Origin of the sequence: Facklamia sp. P13069 (genome assembly GCF_050409405.1) — a bacterium.
In the GTDB taxonomy this organism is placed as follows: Bacteria; Bacillota; Bacilli; order Lactobacillales; family Aerococcaceae; genus Facklamia.
Map to the genome: position 1 here is coordinate 21030 of NZ_JBNUPN010000017.1, position 18361 is coordinate 39390.

Here is an 18361-nt window from a genome sequence, read left to right on the forward strand (position 1 = left end):
CCTCCTCAATACTACATACTAATTCTTTCAATAATTCTTAATTTTGCTGATCTTGAACGATTGTTATTCTTTAACTCTTCTTTTGAAGGTAGTATCGGTTTTCGATTAACTATTCGATAATCTGCTTGTTGATTACTTAAAACAGGTAAATTTCTAGGTGTTTCTGGTAAGGTGGATACTTGCTTAAACATTTGTTTAACCAATCGATCTTCTAAGGAATGGAAGGTAATAACTGCCATCCTGCCACCTACTTTTAACAGTTTTAACCCCTGTTCAATTGAACTTTCGACTGCGCCAAGCTCATCGTTAACAGCTATTCGAATGGCTTGAAAAGCTCGCTTAGCTGGATGTCCACCGGTCCGACGTGTCGCGGCAGGAATCGCTTCTTTAATAATCTCTGCTAATTGAGTAGTTGTTTCAATTGCTTGTTTTTTACGACTTTGTTCAATATTTCTTGCAATTCTTTTAGCAAATTTTTCTTCACCATACCGGAAGATAATACGCACCAAATCATTATAATCCCAAGTATTTACTACTTCATAAGCATCGAGCTCTTGCCTTTGGTCCATTCGCATATCTAGCCTTGCTTCTTGATGATAGGAGAACCCTCTTTCCGCAATATCTAATTGTGGTGAAGATACTCCCAAATCATAGTAAATCCCATCAATTAGGTGAATTGATTGCTCCGATAAGGCGACTTCTAAATCACGAAAATTTCTTTCAAAAAAAGTTATTTTTCCTTGGGATAATTGCTCTTTTAAAGTTACTTTAGCATTATTAATTGCCATAAGATCTTGGTCAAATGCCAATAATTTTCCACGGTCTGAAAGAAGGCTTAATAAGTATTGAGCATGTCCAGCGCCACCCAATGTACAATCAACATAAATTCCATTGGGATTCACTTCTAAACCATCAATTGTTTCCTTTAGTAAAACTGTTTCGTGCTCAAAGGACATATTGTCACCTCGTTATTTTAAAATCCAAAATCAATCATTTCTTCTGCAATATTTTCAAAATTTTCCTCAGCATCCTCTGCAAAATCTTCCCAAAGCTCACTGCTCCAAATCTCGATACGGTCTGATACGCCAATCACACGACATTCCTTATCAATCTTAGCGAACTCTATAAGATTTTTTGGTAAATTTATCCGTCCTTGCTTATCGATTTCTACTTCGGTGGCAGCCGAATAGAAAAAACGAGTAAACTTACGTGCGTCTTTTTTAGCTAGAGGTAATTGTTTTAATTTTTCTTCAATTGTTTCCCATGCATTCATGGGGTAGCCAAATAAACAGCCATCCAGACCTCTAGTTACTATAAAAGTCGAACCTAGTTCTGGACGAAACTTAGCAGGCATGATCAAGCGGCCTTTGGAATCGATATTATGTTGATATTCTCCCATTAACACGACTTGTTCACACTCCTCTCCTAAGTTAGATTAATTTTACCACATACTCCCACTTTTCACCACCTTATAGACAAAATTGAATAAAAAAACAGGTTTTGCTAGAAAGCAAAACCTGTTAAAGCTTGATATTATGATCATTTAAAGCTATTAAAAAAGTGGTGGGGTAATTAGAAAAAAATCGTCCACCATCTTAAAATAATCATTCCCACTAAATAAAAAACCAAGAAATAAAAAAGTAATTCACTTGCAGGCAAATAAAATTGCTTAAAATAGAAATGGTCGATTTCTTGTATATACTTATGTAATTGAACACCGATTGCAAAAGAAGAAAATAAAATAATAAATGGTAGCACATTAAAACCAAAAATTAGCCAGCCAAAACCGTAAATTAAAACCAATAAAGTGGGTAATAAACAAATGGCTAATGTTATAGGCCAATTTTTAAAATAGGTTAAATAAGGTCTCCCATATTTTTTAATTAAAAAAATCATAGTTAGAGGAATGATATAAAGCAATAACTCAAATACAGAAAAATCACTTGTCTGCAAAGTATCCCTTCTTTCCTCTAATGAATATTTCCTTTTAATATTATTCAATAAATGTCAATAAATGCAACCAAGTATCTTGATTAAATACTTCCCAATAATTTCCGTCTCCTAAAACAGCGTAACCGATAACTAAACCCATTCCAAAGACAATAATTAAAAGGATGATAAAGAAAAAAACTTTGAAGATCCCTTTCATAACTTGTTTAAATAGTGGATATTCTAAATATTTTAACTTCTCTTCCATTTATTCACCCCTAGTTTATTTCCAAATGGATTGCCACAATCTCATAAAGAAATTTGGCTTACTTGGTTTTTTATTATTTTTGTTTGGATCAATTAAACCGGATTCGACCCAATCCATCATTATACCAGTTCCTAATGCTACTGCATTCATGGGTTGGTCAGAAGGAATAGCTGAGACTTTTATCTGCTCAGTGATTAACAAATCTAGATCTTGGATCATCGCGCCCCCGCCTGTAATAACCAGTCCTTGATCATGGATATCTGCGATTATTTCTGGAGAAGCTTGTTCAATCACTCTGCGTATTGTTCTCACTATTTGATCTAATAAATCTTTTAATGCCCGATGTAAATCGTTAGAGTCAACATTAATCGCTTTTGGTAATCCTGTAACAAGATCGCGCCCCTTTAACTCTTGGTTATGAACATCTCTTCCATCCACCTTTTTAGCACAGGCAAGTTGCATTTTTATCCTCTCAGCTGATTGGATCCCAATGAGTAGTTGGTAATGGTCCTTAAAATACTGGATAATTGCTTCATCAAAGTCATCACCAGCTATCTTAATCGATTCTGCGTGAAGAATTTCACCTGAAGCAATAATTGCTATATCCGTCGTTCCTCCACCAATATCTACAATCATACTTCCTTTGGCTGATAAAACATCTAGGCCCGAACCGATAGCCGCTACCATCGGTTCAACTTCTACTCGAACCCTACCCGAAGTAACTTTTTGAACTGCCTCGAATAGTGAAAGTTGTTCGATTTCACTTACATTGGTTGGCGTTGAAATTAAAACATTTGCCTTTCTCAAGCCACGTCGAATGTGTGCGCGCTTGAAAAAGTGAAGAAGCATGGCTTCGGTTAAGTCATAGTCTGATACCACTCCACCTTTTAAAGGTTGTATAACTTCAAGAGACTTTGGCACTCTACCCCGCATTTCATAAGCTTCTCGTCCCACTGCCATTACTTCTTGAGTCGATTGATCTACAGCAATCACTGCGGGCTCATTTAAAATGATTCCTCGGCCTTTAAGATGGATTAATACATTGGTTGTTCCTAAATCAATACCTATATCTCTAGCCATTATACTCATCCTTTCTGGATGATAATTAAGCAAACACAGCTTTTACAGCTGGTTTATTTTGAATGGATGGAATTGGCTGGATATTAACACGTTCGATGTTTGCTCCTAAGCGAGCTAGCTTTTCATGGAAGAGGTAATAACCACGATCAAGATATTTCAACTCAGAAACCCTTGTCAATCCTTTAGCAGTAAGTCCTGCAATAATAAGAGCAGCTGCCGCACGAAGGTCTGTCGCTTTAACCTGGGCACCTGATAATTCTGCAGGTCCGTACATTACAACTGTTTGGCGTTCAATTTTGAAATCAGCGCTCATTCGACGCAATTCTTCAAAGTGCATGAATCGATTTTCAAAAACGGTTTCAGAAAGTGCTGAGTCTCCCTTAGCTAATAATTGAGCAATCGACATTTGTGCCTGCATATCCGTTGGAAAGCCTGGATAAGGCATGGTTTTAATGTCTGTGGGTTTCAAAACCTTGGGACCAATTACCCTTAGCGAAGAATCAAACAGTTCAAAAACAACGCCCATTTCTTGCAACTTACTAATTAGCGGTTTGTTGTGATGAGCAATCGCTCCTTCAATCATGACATCTCCATTAGTCACAGCAGCCGCTACCATAAAAGTACCGGCTTCGATACGATCTGGCATAACTTCATAGTCCGTAGCCAAAAGTTCTGAAACACCTTCGATACGTATTGTCTCCGTTCCAGCACCTGAAACTTTAGCACCCATTTTATTTAAAAAGTTAGCTAAGTCAACAATCTCTGGTTCTCTAGCAACATTTTCAATCACTGTTTCGCCTTTAGCTAAAACAGCAGCCATCATAATATTTTCAGTGGCTCCCACCGAAGGGAAATCCAGGTAAATATTGGCTCCGATTAACTGGTCTGCTTTTGCTTCAACATATCCTGCTGCATTTTCAATAGTAGCTCCTAATGCTTCAAATCCTTTTAGGTGCAAATCAATGGGACGTGTACCGATTGCACAACCGCCTGGCATGGCCACACGCGCATGACCAAAACGTGCTAACATTGGTCCCATTACAACGATCGAAGCGCGCATTTTACTAACAAAGTCATAGTCCGCCATAGTTTTAACCCGACCTGTCGCATCGAGCGTCATCTGATTATTCGCTTGATTGAATTTAGTCTCTAGGTCAATATTCTTTAGCAATTCGTTCATTGTTAAAACGTCTGATAAAACAGGCACATTACTTAGTCGTGTAATTCCTTTCGACGCCAAAATAGAAGCTGCCAGAATTGGTAAAACTGCATTCTTAGCACCTTCAACCTTGACTGTACCCTCCAAACGGTTGCCACCTTGTACAATAATTTCTTCCATTTTAAATGAATCCCCTTTTGAAGACTATCGCTTTGGAGTAGGCGAGAGACTTATACACATGATTAGAGAAACGCTGACATCAATAGTAGACGTAAGGTTTCAATGATTGTTATAAAAAACGAACTTGTCAAATAGCCCAAGCCAATACTACATAAAATACATAGGTATCGGTCCATTGCTTGGTGTTGAGGCTGTAAAACACTCCTCCAATTAACTTTTGACAGAGCCATATAGGCTAGGATGACAAAGAAAATGCGAAAAAACAGTACTGCCATACCATTTATAATTGCATACATTTAAATCACCCTTTCATGTTCGTAATCATCATAGCATAAATAAGAAGTAAGTAAAATGACTATAAAGCAAAAATACTATCAAAAAGAAATAGGGCTTAACTTTTCACAATAAAAAAGCTATCCTGCTAATCTTTGACAGTATGAAATCTATTTATTACTTTTTAAAGTCATTTTGATGACTAGCATTTTGTAGATAATAACGTCGATGGTTATCAATCTTAGCCAAATAAAACTCTCCTTCATGAACACTTGGATCAAATTCAATTATTTCGTCACTAGGCTCAATGGCTTCTAAGTATAGCTTTTCATATTCCTCAATGCTTAACTTTCGACGTTTCTGGAACATTGCTTCAATTTCATTCAAGAGTATAGCCTCTCTAAAACCTGGCTGTAATGCTCCAAAAAAACATTCAGCAACCGCACCTGAACCATAAGAAAATAGGGAAATCTTATCGCCTTTTTTAAGACTTTGATCATGAACTAAAAGTGAAATTAAGCCTAGATAAAGCGAGCCAGTATAAATGTTGCCAATATGTCTTGAATATTGAACAGCGTGATCGTAATGTTTGTCAAAACGGTCTAAAGCCTTCAACTTCTGATCTACATCTTTGAGTGTATTTGTTGAATCATTTAAATACTGACGATAGTTTTTAATCGCCTTACGACCCATTTTGGTAAATGGTAAATGGAACAATTGTACTTGATAAGCATCCCAAAAATCCGGTTTACGCTTACATACTTCTTCCATAATATTCAAAAAGGTCTGATTATATAGATTGGTAGAAAACTTACCGTCTACACGTGGATATATGTCGTATTGTGGTCGCCAAAAATCAAATTGATTGTCAGTATAAGCAATGCTTTCTTCTTCAATAGCTAAAATCGCTGGATCAGCAGTTATTAACATAGCCACTGCTCCTGCTCCTTGAGTCGCTTCTCCAGAAGACGCTAGACCATATCGAGCAATATCGGTTGTAACGACTAACACCTTTCTTTCGGGTCTTAAGCGCACATAGTCAACAGCCGCTTGTAAAGCTGCCGTTCCTGCATAACATGCCTCTTTGATTTCATAGGAGCGTGCAAAACGGTTAATCTTTAATGCTTGGTGCAAATATATTGAAGCTGCTTTAGAATAATCAAAAGACGATTCAGTAGCTACAATCACTTGGTCAATTAAGTCCCGATCTTCTTTTGAAATAATTGGTAACGCTGCATTAATGGCCAATGTAACAATATCTTGTTTGTAATCCGTGACAGCCATTTGACTTTGGCCGATTCCAATTGTAAATTTTGCTGGATCAATATCTCTTGCTTGAGCTAATTCCTCCATGTCTACATATTGGGGTGGTATATAAAAATGAATACGGTCGATTCCAACTTTTGTTTTCATTAATTCCCTCCTCAGTTTTTTCAATCATAATAGACATTATCTTACGAATTTCTCATTTTGTCTAGTAAATCCCTTGCAATCTGAGAGTTAAAGCTTTCTCTTACTTTTAACAATTTAACTAATAGGTCGATTTCATCGGCTTTGGCTCCCACTTGTATCGCTAAGCTACGAGCCTGCAATCCCATATGACCCTTTTGTATACCTTCGGATACGATGGCTTTTAAGGCTGCAAAGTTTTGGGCTAAACCGACAGAAGCAACAACTTGAGCTAACTCTAAAGCATTAGGATTTCCCATTAAATTTAAAGACCACTTTGCCATTGGATGAATGGATAAGGTCCCCCCCACCGTAGCGACTGGAAGAGGAATGTCCATATGTCCGCTCAATTCAGCCTTCTTAGAATCATAAAACCACTGACTTAAACCTCGATATTTTCCTTCTTTACATGCAAAGGCATGAACACTCGCTTCTACCGCACGCCAATCATTTCCTGTAGCAATCAAAACCGCATCCACTCCATTCATAATCCCTTTATTATGAGTTGTGGCACGGTAAGGATCCAATTGGGCATAGTCACTAGCCATAGCAATTTTTTGGGCAATAGGATGGGCTCTATCTAAATTTATATCTATACGCTCAATAGAAAGAGTCGCTTCCACCTTAACAAAATTTTGTGGATTGTAATTTGAAAGAATTGCCATTAAAACCTTGCCACCAATATCTTTTTTTATCTCAAAGGCTAATGCTTCCAAAACGGTATTTAAAGAGTTGGCTCCCATAGCTTCACAAGGGTCAAATAGTAGATAATAGGAATGGTAGAGCGTCTGATTGCTACGATAAGCCGAATACTCAATATCTAAAGGTCCCCCTCCTCTTTCTACCATCCGATAAGCTACTTTTTTAGCAAAGCTCAACCACCCCTCTTTATGCTTGTTAAGAGCTTGTTTCGCTTCAGCTTCTGTCCAATCAGTTAAAACAATTTGTCCTTTAATTGTTTTACGGTCTAAATGCGCTTTAATATTACCCAAATGTTTGGCGCCATTGGATGCCGCAGCTATTACCGATGGTTCTTCTGTTACCATCGGAACTATGTAGTCCTTTTTGTTCACTTGAATAGTCGGTAATATCCCCATTGGAAGGCCATAAGTGTAGAGATAGTTTTCAATCATCTGATTGGCTCTTTTTTCATCTAATATAGGAAAATCCATCTTATTTTCTAAATAAGGGGAAATATTTAAACGTCTTTCCTGTAATGATTGACGGTAAAATTTCTTAAGTGTCATTAAATGCTCCTCATAAAAAAACACAGGTAGAAAAATCTACCTGTGCAAGTAATTTAAAAATTATTTAGTCCCGAAGATACGGTCACCAGCATCACCAAGTCCTGGTAGAATATAGGAATTCTCATTTAAGCGCTCATCCAAGGCAGCTGTGAAGATATCAACAGTTGGAAAAGCTTCTTGCAAAGCCTTCACTCCTTCAGGAGCAGCCACTAAACATACGAATGTAATGTGCTGCTTATCAACGCCATATTTCTCAGTTAATTGTTTAAGAGCCGAAATGGCAGATCCTCCTGTAGCTAACATTGGATCGACTACAAATACTTGGCGATCTTTAATATCAAGAGGAAGCTTAGCAAAATATTCAACAATCTCTAATGTATCATGCTCACGATACAAACCAATGTGACCCACGCGAGCAGCGGGGACCAAAGATAAAATTCCGTCTACCATACCTAATCCTGCACGAAGAATTGGAACAATAGCCATTTTCTTACCAGCAATTTGTTTTTGCTTAGTAACAGCTAGTGGTGTTTCAATTTCAACTTCTTCAAGCGGTAGGTCGCGTGTGATTTCATAAGCCATCAACATAGCAATCTCATTGGTTACTTCACGAAACACTTTAGTTGAAGCGTTCTTATCGCGAATAATGGTTAGTTTATGTTGAATTAAGGGATGATCAACTACCGTAAATTTTGCCATTCTTTTTCCTCCTAATCTAAAGTATCTTAGTGATAAGCGTTAAGAGGCTTGTCAGCTACAATTGCTTCTGCTTGCTTACGTAGTTCAGCAAGTTCAGACTCTTCGGCTTTAAGAGCCTTAACAATAATTTCAGCAATTTCACGTGCTTGATCTTCTTTAATACCTCTTGAAGTAATTGCTGGTGTTCCCACACGGATACCTGATGTTTCAACAAATGAACGTTGGTCATTTGGAATAGAGTTCTTATTAACAGTGATTGCAACTTCTTCTAAACGGTTTTGTGCCCACTTACCAGAAACATCAAAGCTTGTTAAGTCTAATAACATTAAGTGGTTATCTGTACCACCTGAGATAACGCGTAAGCCACTCTCGTTAAATACTTCTGCCATAGCAGCAGCATTCTTAATAACTTGTTGTGCATACTCTTTAAATTCAGGTTGTAAAGCTTCACCAAAAGCAACTGCTTTAGCTGCAATAACGTGCTCTAAAGGTCCTCCTTGGATTCCTGGGAAGATAGCAGAGTTTAATTTCTTACCATATTCTTCTTTAGCAGTTAAGATCATGCCACCACGAGGACCTCTTAAAGTCTTGTGAGTAGTAGTTGTAACTACATCCGCGTAAGGAAGTGGATTTGGATGTAAACCAGCCGCTACTAAACCAGCGATATGCGCCATATCAACCATTAAAATAGCGCCAACTTCTTTAGCAATCTTTGCAAATCTTTCAAAGTCGATTGTACGTGAGTAAGCAGAAGCACCCGCAATAATCATTTTTGGCTTCTCTTCACGCGCAATTTTTTCTAAAGTGTCATAGTCTAGCTGTTCATTTTCATCAAGACCATAAGCTAACATATGATATGATTGACCAGAGAAGTTAACTGGTGAACCGTGAGTCAAGTGCCCACCTTGAGATAAGTCCATACCTAATACTTTATCTCCTGGTTCTAAGAAGGCGCGGTAAACAGCTAAGTTAGCTGAAGAACCTGAGTGAGGTTGAACGTTAACATAAGTTGCGCCAAATAATTCTTTGGCACGATCAATTGCTAATTGTTCTAGGATGTCTACGTATTCACACCCACCATAATAACGACGTCCTGGATATCCTTCAGCATATTTATTGGTTAGGATTGACCCTTGAACCTTCATAACATCTTCAGATACAAAGTTTTCTGAAGCAATTAATTCGATACCATGCGTTTGACGTTGGCGTTCTTTTTCAATTACCTCAAAAACTTCTGCATTAATATTTGACATATATACACCCTCCAAAAAAATAGTTACAACATTTAGTTGTAGTTTAATTATAACATAAATGACGACGCTTTCGTAACCCTATTCATGAAAGCAAGTGTTTTCTCATCATTTTCTAATCCTTGAACATAAATTTTCTCTGCCGGACCTTTTTCTAGAGCCCTAAGTCCAGAAAATAAATGTTGTGAAGCGCTCTGCCAGTCATTCGGTTGACCCAATGAATAACTATCGACAACCTGGGGCCGTTCTTTCAAACCATCAATAATAGCATTATCAGCCAAAATGCCTATCTTCATCGATTCTTTATTGACTAATTCAACCCATTCTTCTATTTTTCTCGGAAATGCTATCAGGTAAACCGGTTGTTTGGGACTATAATGACGATATTTGACTCCTGGGGAAGCTACATTTAAGTTAGCCAATTGCATTTTTTCAGAAACAATCTGAACAGGACAGGCTGTTTTAGCTTGAATCTGACTAGGCGTGATATGGCCTGGTCGTAAGACATCCACTCTATCCTCATGGGGATAGACAACTGTCGACTCAATACCCACATCCGTTAAAGCTTGGCCATTATTTAGAATTCCAGCAATTACACCTCTAAAATCATGTAGTACATGCGCCAAGCTCGTCGGACTTGGTTTGCCAGATAGATTTGCTGACGGACCTACTAGTGGGGTTCCCACTAAGTCAATTAATTCTAAGGTGAGAGACTGATTAGGCATCCGAATAGCTACACTTTGCTTACCGCCAGTCACGTTATCAGCTACTTTGCCTTTTTTAAGTGGAAAAATAATCGTTAAAGGTCCCGGCCAGAAACTATCCATCAATGATTGAGCGATGGGGGAGATTTCATTCACTAGTTCTTCAACTTGATCTTGATTGGCAACATGCACGATTAAGGGGTTGTCATTAGGACGGCCCTTTGCTTTAAAGACTTTTGCCACAGCTGCTGGATTTGTGGCAATAGCCCCTAATCCATAAACCGTTTCGGTTGGAAAAGCGATTAATTCCCCCTTTTTTAGTAGTTCTGCTGCTTGAGGCAAGCTTTGCTTATCAAAAATTAGAGTCTTCATTTAAATCCTCCTCTCGCATCAAAGATACATATCGATCTTTACCCGCAAAATCACGTCCAATTTGAATAAAAGCCGCTGGAAAAGCGTCTTGCAATATCGTCTTAACAGCCAGACCTTGGGCAAAACCTATTTCCAAAAAAACACCGGCTCTTGGTTTTAAGTGTGAAGGTAATTGCTTAGCTAAAGCTTTATAAATGGCTAAACCTTCATCTTCCGCAAACAAGGCGGATTGTGGTTCATATTTTTTTACAGAAGCATCCATTAAATCCAACTCACTTTGAGCAATATATGGCGGATTAGAAACGAATACATCAAATTGAAAATCTGGCTTAAAGGCTTGCATCAAGTCTGAATGGACAAATTGAATATTCACTTGATGGTCATTAGCATTTTTCGTAGCTAGTTGAAGGGTTGCTTGTGAGAAATCACTAGCATATACTTCCCAAGTTGGTAAAGCTTTCTTTAATTCAATAGCAATTATGCCTGAACCGGTTCCTAAATCGATTACTTTGCCTGGAGGCAGCTGACGCATATAAGCCAGCGCTTTTTCAACTAAACCAGCCGTTTCTTCTCGTGGGATCAAGCAAGCCGGACTTACCTGATATTTGTGGTCCATAAAATAAGTGTAGCCGCTAATATACTGTATCGGTTCATCATTTACTATCCGGTGGAGAGCAGAATCAAATTGGCTGGCTAGACCTTGTGAAATCGGTTGATTTAAAAACTTGACGGTCTGACTTAAATCCCAATCAAACAACTGCATCCAATAATAGCGCGCCAAATTTGCATCGTGGCCGTGTTGATTCAAAAAAAATGAAGCCTTTTGGAGGGCTTCATTTAAAGTTAGTTCTTTATGCTCCTTGACCATTGAGCTCCTCCAACTTTTGCGTTTGGTCATATACAACAAGGGCATCAATGATTTCATCGATATTGCCCTGCATAATAGAATCGAGTTGCTGAATGGTTAAGCCAATCCGATGGTCGGTCACACGGTTTTGTGGATAATTATATGTGCGAATTCGTTCAGATCGGTCTCCAGTACCTACTGCCAACTTTCTTTCAGAATCAAAAGCTTCTTGCTTTTCAGACTGCAGAATATCGTAAACACGTGTTCTTAATACTTTCATGGCTTTTTCTCTATTTTTTAATTGTGATCGCTCATCTTGCATAGCTACCACAACTCCTGTTGGGATATGGGTCATTCGAACAGCTGAAGCTGTCTTGTTAACGTGCTGTCCACCAGCACCAGAAGCATGATAAATATCCACACGGATATCATTTTCATCTAAATCAAAATCGATTTCCTCTTGTTCAGGCATTACCACTACTGTAGCAGTGGATGTATGAACCCGACCTTGCGATTCGGTTTCTGGTACACGTTGCACTCTATGTGCACCGTTTTCGAATTTTAGTTTGGAGTAAACTTTTTCGCCTGTAATCATTAAGGTTACTTCTTTGTATCCTCCAATGCCTGTAATATTGGCTGACATTAGTTCGACTTTCCAGCCCTGGGCTTCAGCAAACTTGGAGTACATGGTTAAAAGATCCCCTGCAAATAGTTGTGCTTCATCCCCACCGGCTGCTCCTCGAATTTCCATGATAATGTTTTTGCCATCATTAGGATCTTCTGGCAACATCATCAATTTAATTTCTTCTTCTAATTGATCTTTTTCTTCCTTCAAATCAGAAAGTTCTAACTTGGCTAATTCTGCCATATCAGGGTCTAAATCGCCCGCTAACATTTCTTCTGTATCTGATAGTTCTTCATTGACTTGTTTATAACGACGAATTTTAGCTACCTTGGGCCTTAAATCGGATTCCTCAATCGATAACTTTCTTAATCGATCCGAATCAGATATAATTTCTGGATCACTCATCATTTCGATTACTTCCTCAAAACGGAAGATTAATTGATCTAATTGTTCAAACATGACATTCTCCTCAATCTACTTATTAAAGTCTTTTTTTAAATTTTTCCAGGGTTTTTATAACATTTACGACAAACAGGTAAATAAGCTTCATTGCCCCCTATTTGAATTTGGTCTCCTTCATAAACTGGTTGACCATCAAGAAACCTTAAATTCATAGTGGCTTTTTTATGACAGAACCAACAAATTGTTTTAATTTCTTCGATTTTATCAGCATAAAGGAGCAAATATTTTGACCCTTCAAATAGTTCATTGGTAAAATCATTTTTCAAACCAAAGGCCATGACCGGAATATTTAACTCATCGACAACCTTAGCTAATTCAATGATATGGTGTTTCTTTAAGAATTGTGCCTCATCAACCAAGACACAAAAAAGGCGGTCTTTTTGGTGAGAAGCCTTAATCTTTTCATAAAAGTTATCCTCATCAGAAATCGGAATAGCTTGTCGATTGAAACCTGTTCGTGAAGAAACAATCCCTACCCCGTCACGGTTATCTATTGCTGAAGTATAGATTTGCACAGCTTTGTTTTGTTCTTCATAGTTATGAGCAACTTTAATAATTTCTATTGATTTACCTGAATTCATTGCTCCATATTTAAAATAAAACTTAGCCATTACCATGCTCCTCTTGTCTGTAGTTTAATTCAACCTATTCATAATAGGTTATTTTTATTTAGAAAGTCAATCCTTCACACACTATTCTATTCTATCACATCCTATCACTTGTCAAAAGAGATTCTTTCTTCCAAATTTACTTGAGGACTGATAGAATAATATTACTTGTATATTATGAAAAGTTGAGGTGGTAGCATGCCATTACGTAGCCAAATCGCTCGTATTATTGGAAAGACAAGCCGTTATTTATTAACTAAATTCACTCAAGGAGGGTCCTCCTTACCTGGAAAAATTGCCCTTACTATAGAACCCGATCTCTTAAAAGAATTAGCCAACAATTATCAAGTTGTGGTTGTTACTGGCACAAACGGAAAAACGCTAACAACCTCTTTAATTGTTGAAATTTTAAAAGAAGTAGAGCCCTTAGTCATTACCAATCCCTCTGGATCAAATATGCATCAAGGAATAGTAACTACGTTTTTACAAGCCCCTCGCTTAAAAGATGGCCAAAAAGGAATAGCCATTTTAGAAGTCGATGAAGGCTCTTTAAGCCATGTGGTTAAAGCCATCCAACCGGAGTATTTTGTTTTTACAAATATTTTCCGCGACCAGTTGGATCGTTTTGGTGAGCTTCATACTATTTTTGATTTATTAAAAAATGCTGCTAAAAGTGTGCCTACAGCCAAAATTATTGCCAACGGCGATCTACCAATGTTTAATTCATTAGAAATAGAAAATGAGAAAATTTTCTTTGGTTTTGATCATCAAAAGGATGAACGGATTGTTCCGCATCATAATACCGATGGTTTACTTTGCCCAATATGCGATCATATCCTAACCTATAAAATGATTACTTATGCTAATTTAGGTAAATATTATTGCGAACATTGTGGTTTTAAACGTCCCAAATTAACTTATACCGTCGATCAAATTAATGAGCTGGCGCTTACCCACTCCCAATTTTCGATTAATGGCCAGTCCTTCACTTTACCAGTTGCTGGTAAGTATAATATTTATAATGCTTTAGCCGCTTATTCATTGACTAGAGAGTTAGGGTTAGATGATAGTGAGATTCGACAAGCTTTTGAAAAAGCTAAGAAAGTATTTGGTCGACAAGAAAGTATTCAAATAAAAGACAAAAAGGTTCTACTTAATTTGGTGAAAAATCCGGTTGGTTTAGATCAAGTACTAGAACTGATTACTTTTGATCATCAACCCTTCACTTTAGTCAATATTCTAAATAATCAATATGCTGATGGGACAGATGTTTCATGGATTTGGGACGGTAATTATGAACGATTAAAGACCATGCCAGTCGCTGAAGTCATCACCGCTGGTGATAAAGTAGATGATTTGACCAAGCGAATTATTGTTGCGGGAATTGATGAAAATCAAATTAAAAAAGCTCACTCAATAGAAGAAATTTTCCAGCTGATTGAGCAAGCCAACACAGAAAACATTCATGTTTTAGCAACTTATACTGCCATGCTTCAATTAAGAGAAGAACTAAAAAAGCAGGGCTATCTAAATCATTGAGAGGAAGAAGTGAATGAGAACTTTTAGAATTTGTCACTTATATGGTAATTTACTTAATACATATGGTGATAATGGAAATTTACTGATGCTTCAATACCATGCCCAAAAAAGAGGGATGGATGTATTAACTGAAGTGGTAACAATTGATGACCCTTTTGATCCTACTGCCTATGATTTAGTCTTTTTTGGTGGTGGACAAGATTACGAGCAAAAGGTAATTGCTAAACAGATCCAATCCATCCGACCTGGTTTGCAAGAATTCATTGAAAAAGATGGTGTCGTTCTAGCAATTTGTGGTGGTTATCAACTCTTAGGTCATTATTATGTTAATGCTAAAGGAGAAAAATTACCGGGACTTGGTATTCTTGACCATTTTACTGAAAGACAAATTAACCACCGCTTTACCGGTGATACCAAAATCTATTCTGACTATTTTAAGCGCGAACTCATCGGGTTCGAGAACCACAATGGTGTGACTCATTTAGGAAAAAATCAAAAAGCTTTCGGAAAAGTCATTCAAGGATATGGGAATAATGGTAAAGACCAAACTGAAGGGACCCATTACCGCAATACTTTTGGCAGTTATTTTCACGGTCCCTTATTAGTTAAAAACGATTGGTTGACTGATGAGTTAATTGATTTAGCTCTTTCTAATCAACAGACTCCTAAAGTTGAAGCCTAAGGCAATTAAAGCCAAAGGCTTCAACTTTTTTCTAGTTAGCTTTAATAAGAGTCACCCTCATGTTAAAATAAATGATAATGATTCTAAAAAGGAGTATATTATGTCAAATATTCTTGCAGTCAAAGATCTTACTATTCAAAGTTCAAAGAAAACAATTATTTCTGACTTGTCTTTTAAGATTGAAAAAGGGGATTTTGTTTCTATCAATGGCCCTTCTGGATCAGGAAAATCAACCCTCTTAAAAGAAATTGTTTACTTAAATGCCCCTAACCTAAGCCGATCAGGATCTATTTTTTTGAAGAGAAAGAAATTGACCAGTATCCACCCATTGAACTGAGACAAAAAATTTCCTACTGCTTCCAAACAGCTCAATTGTTTGGTCGAGATGTATGGGATAATTTGTCCTTCCCTTATGAAATTCGCGATTTACCCGCTGATAAAGATCGTATTGTTCAATTATTGCAAGAAGTAGAACTTTCAAGCGATTATTTAAGCAAAGAAATTAATAGTTTATCTGGAGGAGAAAAACAACGGGTTGCTCTTATTCGAAATTTAATTTTTCCGCCGGAAATTTTATTATTAGATGAAATTACCTCTGCTCTTGATCAAAGAACCAGAGAAATACTATGGCGTTGGCTACTCAACTATATTGACAAAGAAGGAATTACTACTCTTTTAATTAGTCATTTAGACAAGGACCACCAGCTTGCTAATCGCGAAGTTTATATATCGAAAAATATCGATGAAAGCGAGGAAGAATAATGACTCAGAATCTTCAAGTTAGTCCGCTTACTTTAGCCCTTTCTTTTTCCCTTGTTTTAATAACCTTTTATATTTCATATAAAGAACAACTGGACCTTTGGAAAGATTTATTGATTGCCATAGTAAGAGTTATTTTACAATTATTAATTGTAGGCTATGTCTTAGAACAAGTCTTCTCTATCGATAACGCTTTGCTTACTGTAGCCATGGTTGCGGTTATTATTTTCAATGCCGCTTGGAATGCTTCTAAGCACGGTAAAGGAATAAATAAAGCCTTCGCCATTTCTTTATCAGCAATCGGAATTGGATCACTCACTAGTTTAGCAATATTAGTCTTATCTGGTTCTCTAAAATTTACCCCTTCCCAAGTGGTTCCAATCACAGGGATGATTTCTGGGACGGCCATGACGGCTCTCGGTTTAACCTATAGAAATTTGAAACAGCTTTTTGAAGATCATAGACAGGCATTTCTAGAAATGCTAGCCTTAGGAGCAAGTCCACAGCAAGCTAGCACGCATATTAAAAAACTGGCCGTTAAATCTGGTATTCAGCCAACCATCGATAGCGTGAAAACTACAGGAGTTGTCACCTTGCCGGGTATGATGTCGGGTTTAATTTTTGCCGGTGTCGATCCAACCAAGGCAATTATGTATCAAATGATGATCTCCTTTACTTTATTAGGTACCACTTCACTGGTCTCAGCAACTTCCGCTCATTTAGCTATTCGTACTTTTTTCAATGATCGCTATCAATTAACCTTCATGCCAGAAAATGATAAAAAATAAAGTAAAATAAAATCCCCAAGAGGGGTTTCTTGGGGATTATTCTATACTCGATATCTTAATTGGCCATCTAAGTAGGTTGCTTGTAAGTCAGCATTTTGATTAAGAACAATAAAATCAGCTGCTATATCTTTTCTTATTGAGCCACATTCAGCTTGAATTCCGACAGAACGCGCTGGATTTAGACTCGCCATCCGAATTGCTTGGTCGACTGTTGCTAGTTCCCATTTAATCATGTTTTGAACGCCTTGTATCAGTTCTAGAATAGAGCCCGCGAGGCTTCCTCCTTCAACTAATCGCGCTGTTCCTTCGCTTACCATTACATCAAACTCACCTAAACGGGAGATGCCTTCTCCCATGCCACCGGCTCGCATACAATCTGTAATTAAAACTGTCTCTTCTAGTCCTCTAGCTTTAAGTGCAATTTCAATAGCAGCTGGGTGAACATGGTGGCCGTCGGCTATGATTTCAGCAAAAACATCTTTCAAGCTAAGTGCCGCGCCAACCATACCAGGATTGCGATGGTGCAAACCTGACATACCATTGTATAAATGAATAAAAATATCAGCACCTGCCTCTACTGCAGCTTTTGCTTGATCATAACTAGCATCTGAATGGGCAAGTGCAGTATGGACTCCTTGGGCTTTGGCATATTCAATAAATGGAATGACTCCTTGACGTTCTGGTGCAATTGCAATTTTATTGACTAAACCCCCTGACAATTTTATCCATTCACTTAATGCATCAATCGAGGGATCACTCATGTATTTGGGATTTTGTGCCCCTTTATATTTTTCTGTAAAGAAAGGTCCTTCTAAAAAGATTCCTCGGACTTTAGCTCCCTGACAGGTTTGATAATTTGTTTTGATCATCGAACATACTGCATTTAAACGCTCAATCGAATCGGTTAAAGTTGTTGGCAAAAAGGAGGTCACTCCGCAAGTCAATAATTGGTCAGAAATATGGCGCAGACCTTCAGGATCATTATCCATAATATCGTAACCTTGATAGCCGTGGATATGTGTATCCACTAAACCAGGAGCAATTATCAGATTCTCATAATCTTTTATTCGCTCAACATTTGCTGGCAAATCACTCACAATTTCGCCAAACTTACCCTCATCTGTTACTTCAAGAAAGGCTTCCTCAACTACTGAACTATCTAATATAATTTGCTTTGCTTTATAGTATTTACTCATACCATCACTCCTCTTACTACATATTATACTTGTTTTTGAAAATTATAGAATAATTTTGCTAATAACTATGCTGTGATGAGATAGATAAGTTTATATAGGAGTTTAAAATTGATTAAAGCAATAGGTTTTGACTTAGATGATACACTCTATGATCGAAGTGCCATTTATCAGTAGGTATATGAAGCCTTTCAATCAGGTTCTATAATTTATAGGGTTGATGGCCGAAGGCCTCAACTCTATTTTTT

Annotated in this window: 19 protein-coding genes and 1 pseudogene; 4 read left to right on the forward strand and 16 right to left on the reverse strand. The window is 37.5% G+C overall.

Annotated elements, in window-relative coordinates:
• Window positions 1-11: 11 nt before the first annotated feature.
• From rsmH to ACQV2T_RS06260, 15 genes are all read right to left on the reverse strand, one after another.
• On the reverse strand, window positions 12-956 hold the full coding sequence (rsmH, locus tag ACQV2T_RS06190) for a 16S rRNA (cytosine(1402)-N(4))-methyltransferase RsmH (RefSeq protein WP_428873864.1): 945 nt from the start codon (window positions 954-956) through the stop codon (window positions 12-14).
• A 17-nt stretch (window positions 957-973) separates the two neighbouring features.
• A complete protein-coding gene (mraZ, locus tag ACQV2T_RS06195) occupies window positions 974-1399 on the reverse strand; it encodes a division/cell wall cluster transcriptional repressor MraZ (RefSeq protein WP_428873897.1) in 426 nt (141 codons plus the stop codon).
• Window positions 1400-1572: 173 nt separating this feature from the next.
• Complete coding sequence (locus ACQV2T_RS06200) at window positions 1573-1953, reverse strand: hypothetical protein (protein WP_428874972.1); 381 nt, start codon at window positions 1951-1953, stop codon at window positions 1573-1575.
• Window positions 1954-1993: 40 nt separating this feature from the next.
• Window positions 1994-2197 carry a DNA-directed RNA polymerase subunit beta gene (locus ACQV2T_RS06205; protein WP_428873862.1) on the reverse strand — a complete coding sequence of 68 codons (204 nt, stop codon included), beginning with the start codon at window positions 2195-2197 and terminating at the stop codon, window positions 1994-1996.
• A gap of 15 nt (window positions 2198-2212) precedes the next feature.
• Complete coding sequence (locus ACQV2T_RS06210) at window positions 2213-3277, reverse strand: rod shape-determining protein (RefSeq protein WP_428873861.1); 1065 nt, start codon at window positions 3275-3277, stop codon at window positions 2213-2215.
• A gap of 25 nt (window positions 3278-3302) precedes the next feature.
• Entirely contained in the window at window positions 3303-4616 is a 1314-nt protein-coding gene (gene murA / locus ACQV2T_RS06215; RefSeq protein ID WP_428882098.1) for a UDP-N-acetylglucosamine 1-carboxyvinyltransferase, read from the reverse strand.
• 62 nt (window positions 4617-4678) lie between these two features.
• Entirely contained in the window at window positions 4679-4912 is a 234-nt protein-coding gene (locus ACQV2T_RS06220) for a DUF1146 family protein (protein ID WP_428892780.1), read from the reverse strand.
• A 154-nt stretch (window positions 4913-5066) separates the two neighbouring features.
• The gene (locus ACQV2T_RS06225; RefSeq protein ID WP_428893365.1) at window positions 5067-6302 is read right to left on the reverse strand and encodes a hydroxymethylglutaryl-CoA synthase; all 1236 of its coding nucleotides are present in this window, start codon (window positions 6300-6302) and stop codon (window positions 5067-5069) included.
• A gap of 41 nt (window positions 6303-6343) precedes the next feature.
• Window positions 6344-7585 (reverse strand): hydroxymethylglutaryl-CoA reductase, degradative, encoded by a 1242-nt coding sequence (locus ACQV2T_RS06230; RefSeq protein WP_428891847.1) that lies wholly within the window; start codon window positions 7583-7585, stop codon window positions 6344-6346.
• 60 nt (window positions 7586-7645) lie between these two features.
• A complete protein-coding gene (gene upp / locus ACQV2T_RS06235) occupies window positions 7646-8284 on the reverse strand; it encodes a uracil phosphoribosyltransferase (protein WP_428873857.1) in 639 nt (212 codons plus the stop codon).
• A gap of 26 nt (window positions 8285-8310) precedes the next feature.
• Entirely contained in the window at window positions 8311-9537 is a 1227-nt protein-coding gene (glyA, locus tag ACQV2T_RS06240; protein ID WP_428873856.1) for a serine hydroxymethyltransferase, read from the reverse strand.
• 47 nt (window positions 9538-9584) lie between these two features.
• The gene (locus ACQV2T_RS06245; RefSeq protein WP_428893366.1) at window positions 9585-10610 is read right to left on the reverse strand and encodes an L-threonylcarbamoyladenylate synthase; all 1026 of its coding nucleotides are present in this window, start codon (window positions 10608-10610) and stop codon (window positions 9585-9587) included.
• A complete protein-coding gene (prmC, locus tag ACQV2T_RS06250) occupies window positions 10591-11478 on the reverse strand; it encodes a peptide chain release factor N(5)-glutamine methyltransferase (RefSeq protein WP_428893367.1) in 888 nt (295 codons plus the stop codon). Before prmC ends, ACQV2T_RS06245 begins: the two co-directional genes overlap by 20 nt.
• Window positions 11462-12541, reverse strand: coding sequence for a peptide chain release factor 1 (gene prfA / locus ACQV2T_RS06255; protein WP_428882093.1), 1080 nt, complete (start codon window positions 12539-12541; stop codon window positions 11462-11464). The genes prmC and prfA overlap by 17 nt, the downstream gene beginning before the upstream one ends.
• Before the next feature lie 35 nt (window positions 12542-12576).
• Window positions 12577-13155 (reverse strand): thymidine kinase, encoded by a 579-nt coding sequence (locus ACQV2T_RS06260; protein ID WP_428873852.1) that lies wholly within the window; start codon window positions 13153-13155, stop codon window positions 12577-12579.
• A gap of 195 nt (window positions 13156-13350) precedes the next feature.
• On the opposite strand from ACQV2T_RS06260, the gene ACQV2T_RS06265 reads away from it, so the two are divergent.
• From ACQV2T_RS06265 to ACQV2T_RS06280, 4 genes and pseudogenes are all read left to right on the forward strand, one after another.
• A complete protein-coding gene (locus tag ACQV2T_RS06265; protein ID WP_428876000.1) occupies window positions 13351-14691 on the forward strand; it encodes a MurT ligase domain-containing protein in 1341 nt (446 codons plus the stop codon).
• A 13-nt stretch (window positions 14692-14704) separates the two neighbouring features.
• Window positions 14705-15373 (forward strand): type 1 glutamine amidotransferase, encoded by a 669-nt coding sequence (locus tag ACQV2T_RS06270; RefSeq protein ID WP_428882092.1) that lies wholly within the window; start codon window positions 14705-14707, stop codon window positions 15371-15373.
• Between the two features lie 100 nt (window positions 15374-15473).
• A pseudogene (locus ACQV2T_RS06275) lies at window positions 15474-16135 on the forward strand (ABC transporter ATP-binding protein).
• On the forward strand, window positions 16135-16920 hold the full coding sequence (locus ACQV2T_RS06280; RefSeq protein ID WP_428873848.1) for an ABC transporter permease: 786 nt from the start codon (window positions 16135-16137) through the stop codon (window positions 16918-16920). The pseudogene ACQV2T_RS06275 and the gene ACQV2T_RS06280 overlap by 1 nt, the downstream one beginning before the upstream one ends.
• Before the next feature lie 41 nt (window positions 16921-16961).
• Here the strand turns inward: ACQV2T_RS06280 and nagA are convergent, their stop codons facing one another.
• Window positions 16962-18116 (reverse strand): N-acetylglucosamine-6-phosphate deacetylase, encoded by a 1155-nt coding sequence (gene nagA, locus ACQV2T_RS06285; protein ID WP_428873847.1) that lies wholly within the window; start codon window positions 18114-18116, stop codon window positions 16962-16964.
• Window positions 18117-18361 lie beyond the last annotated feature (245 nt).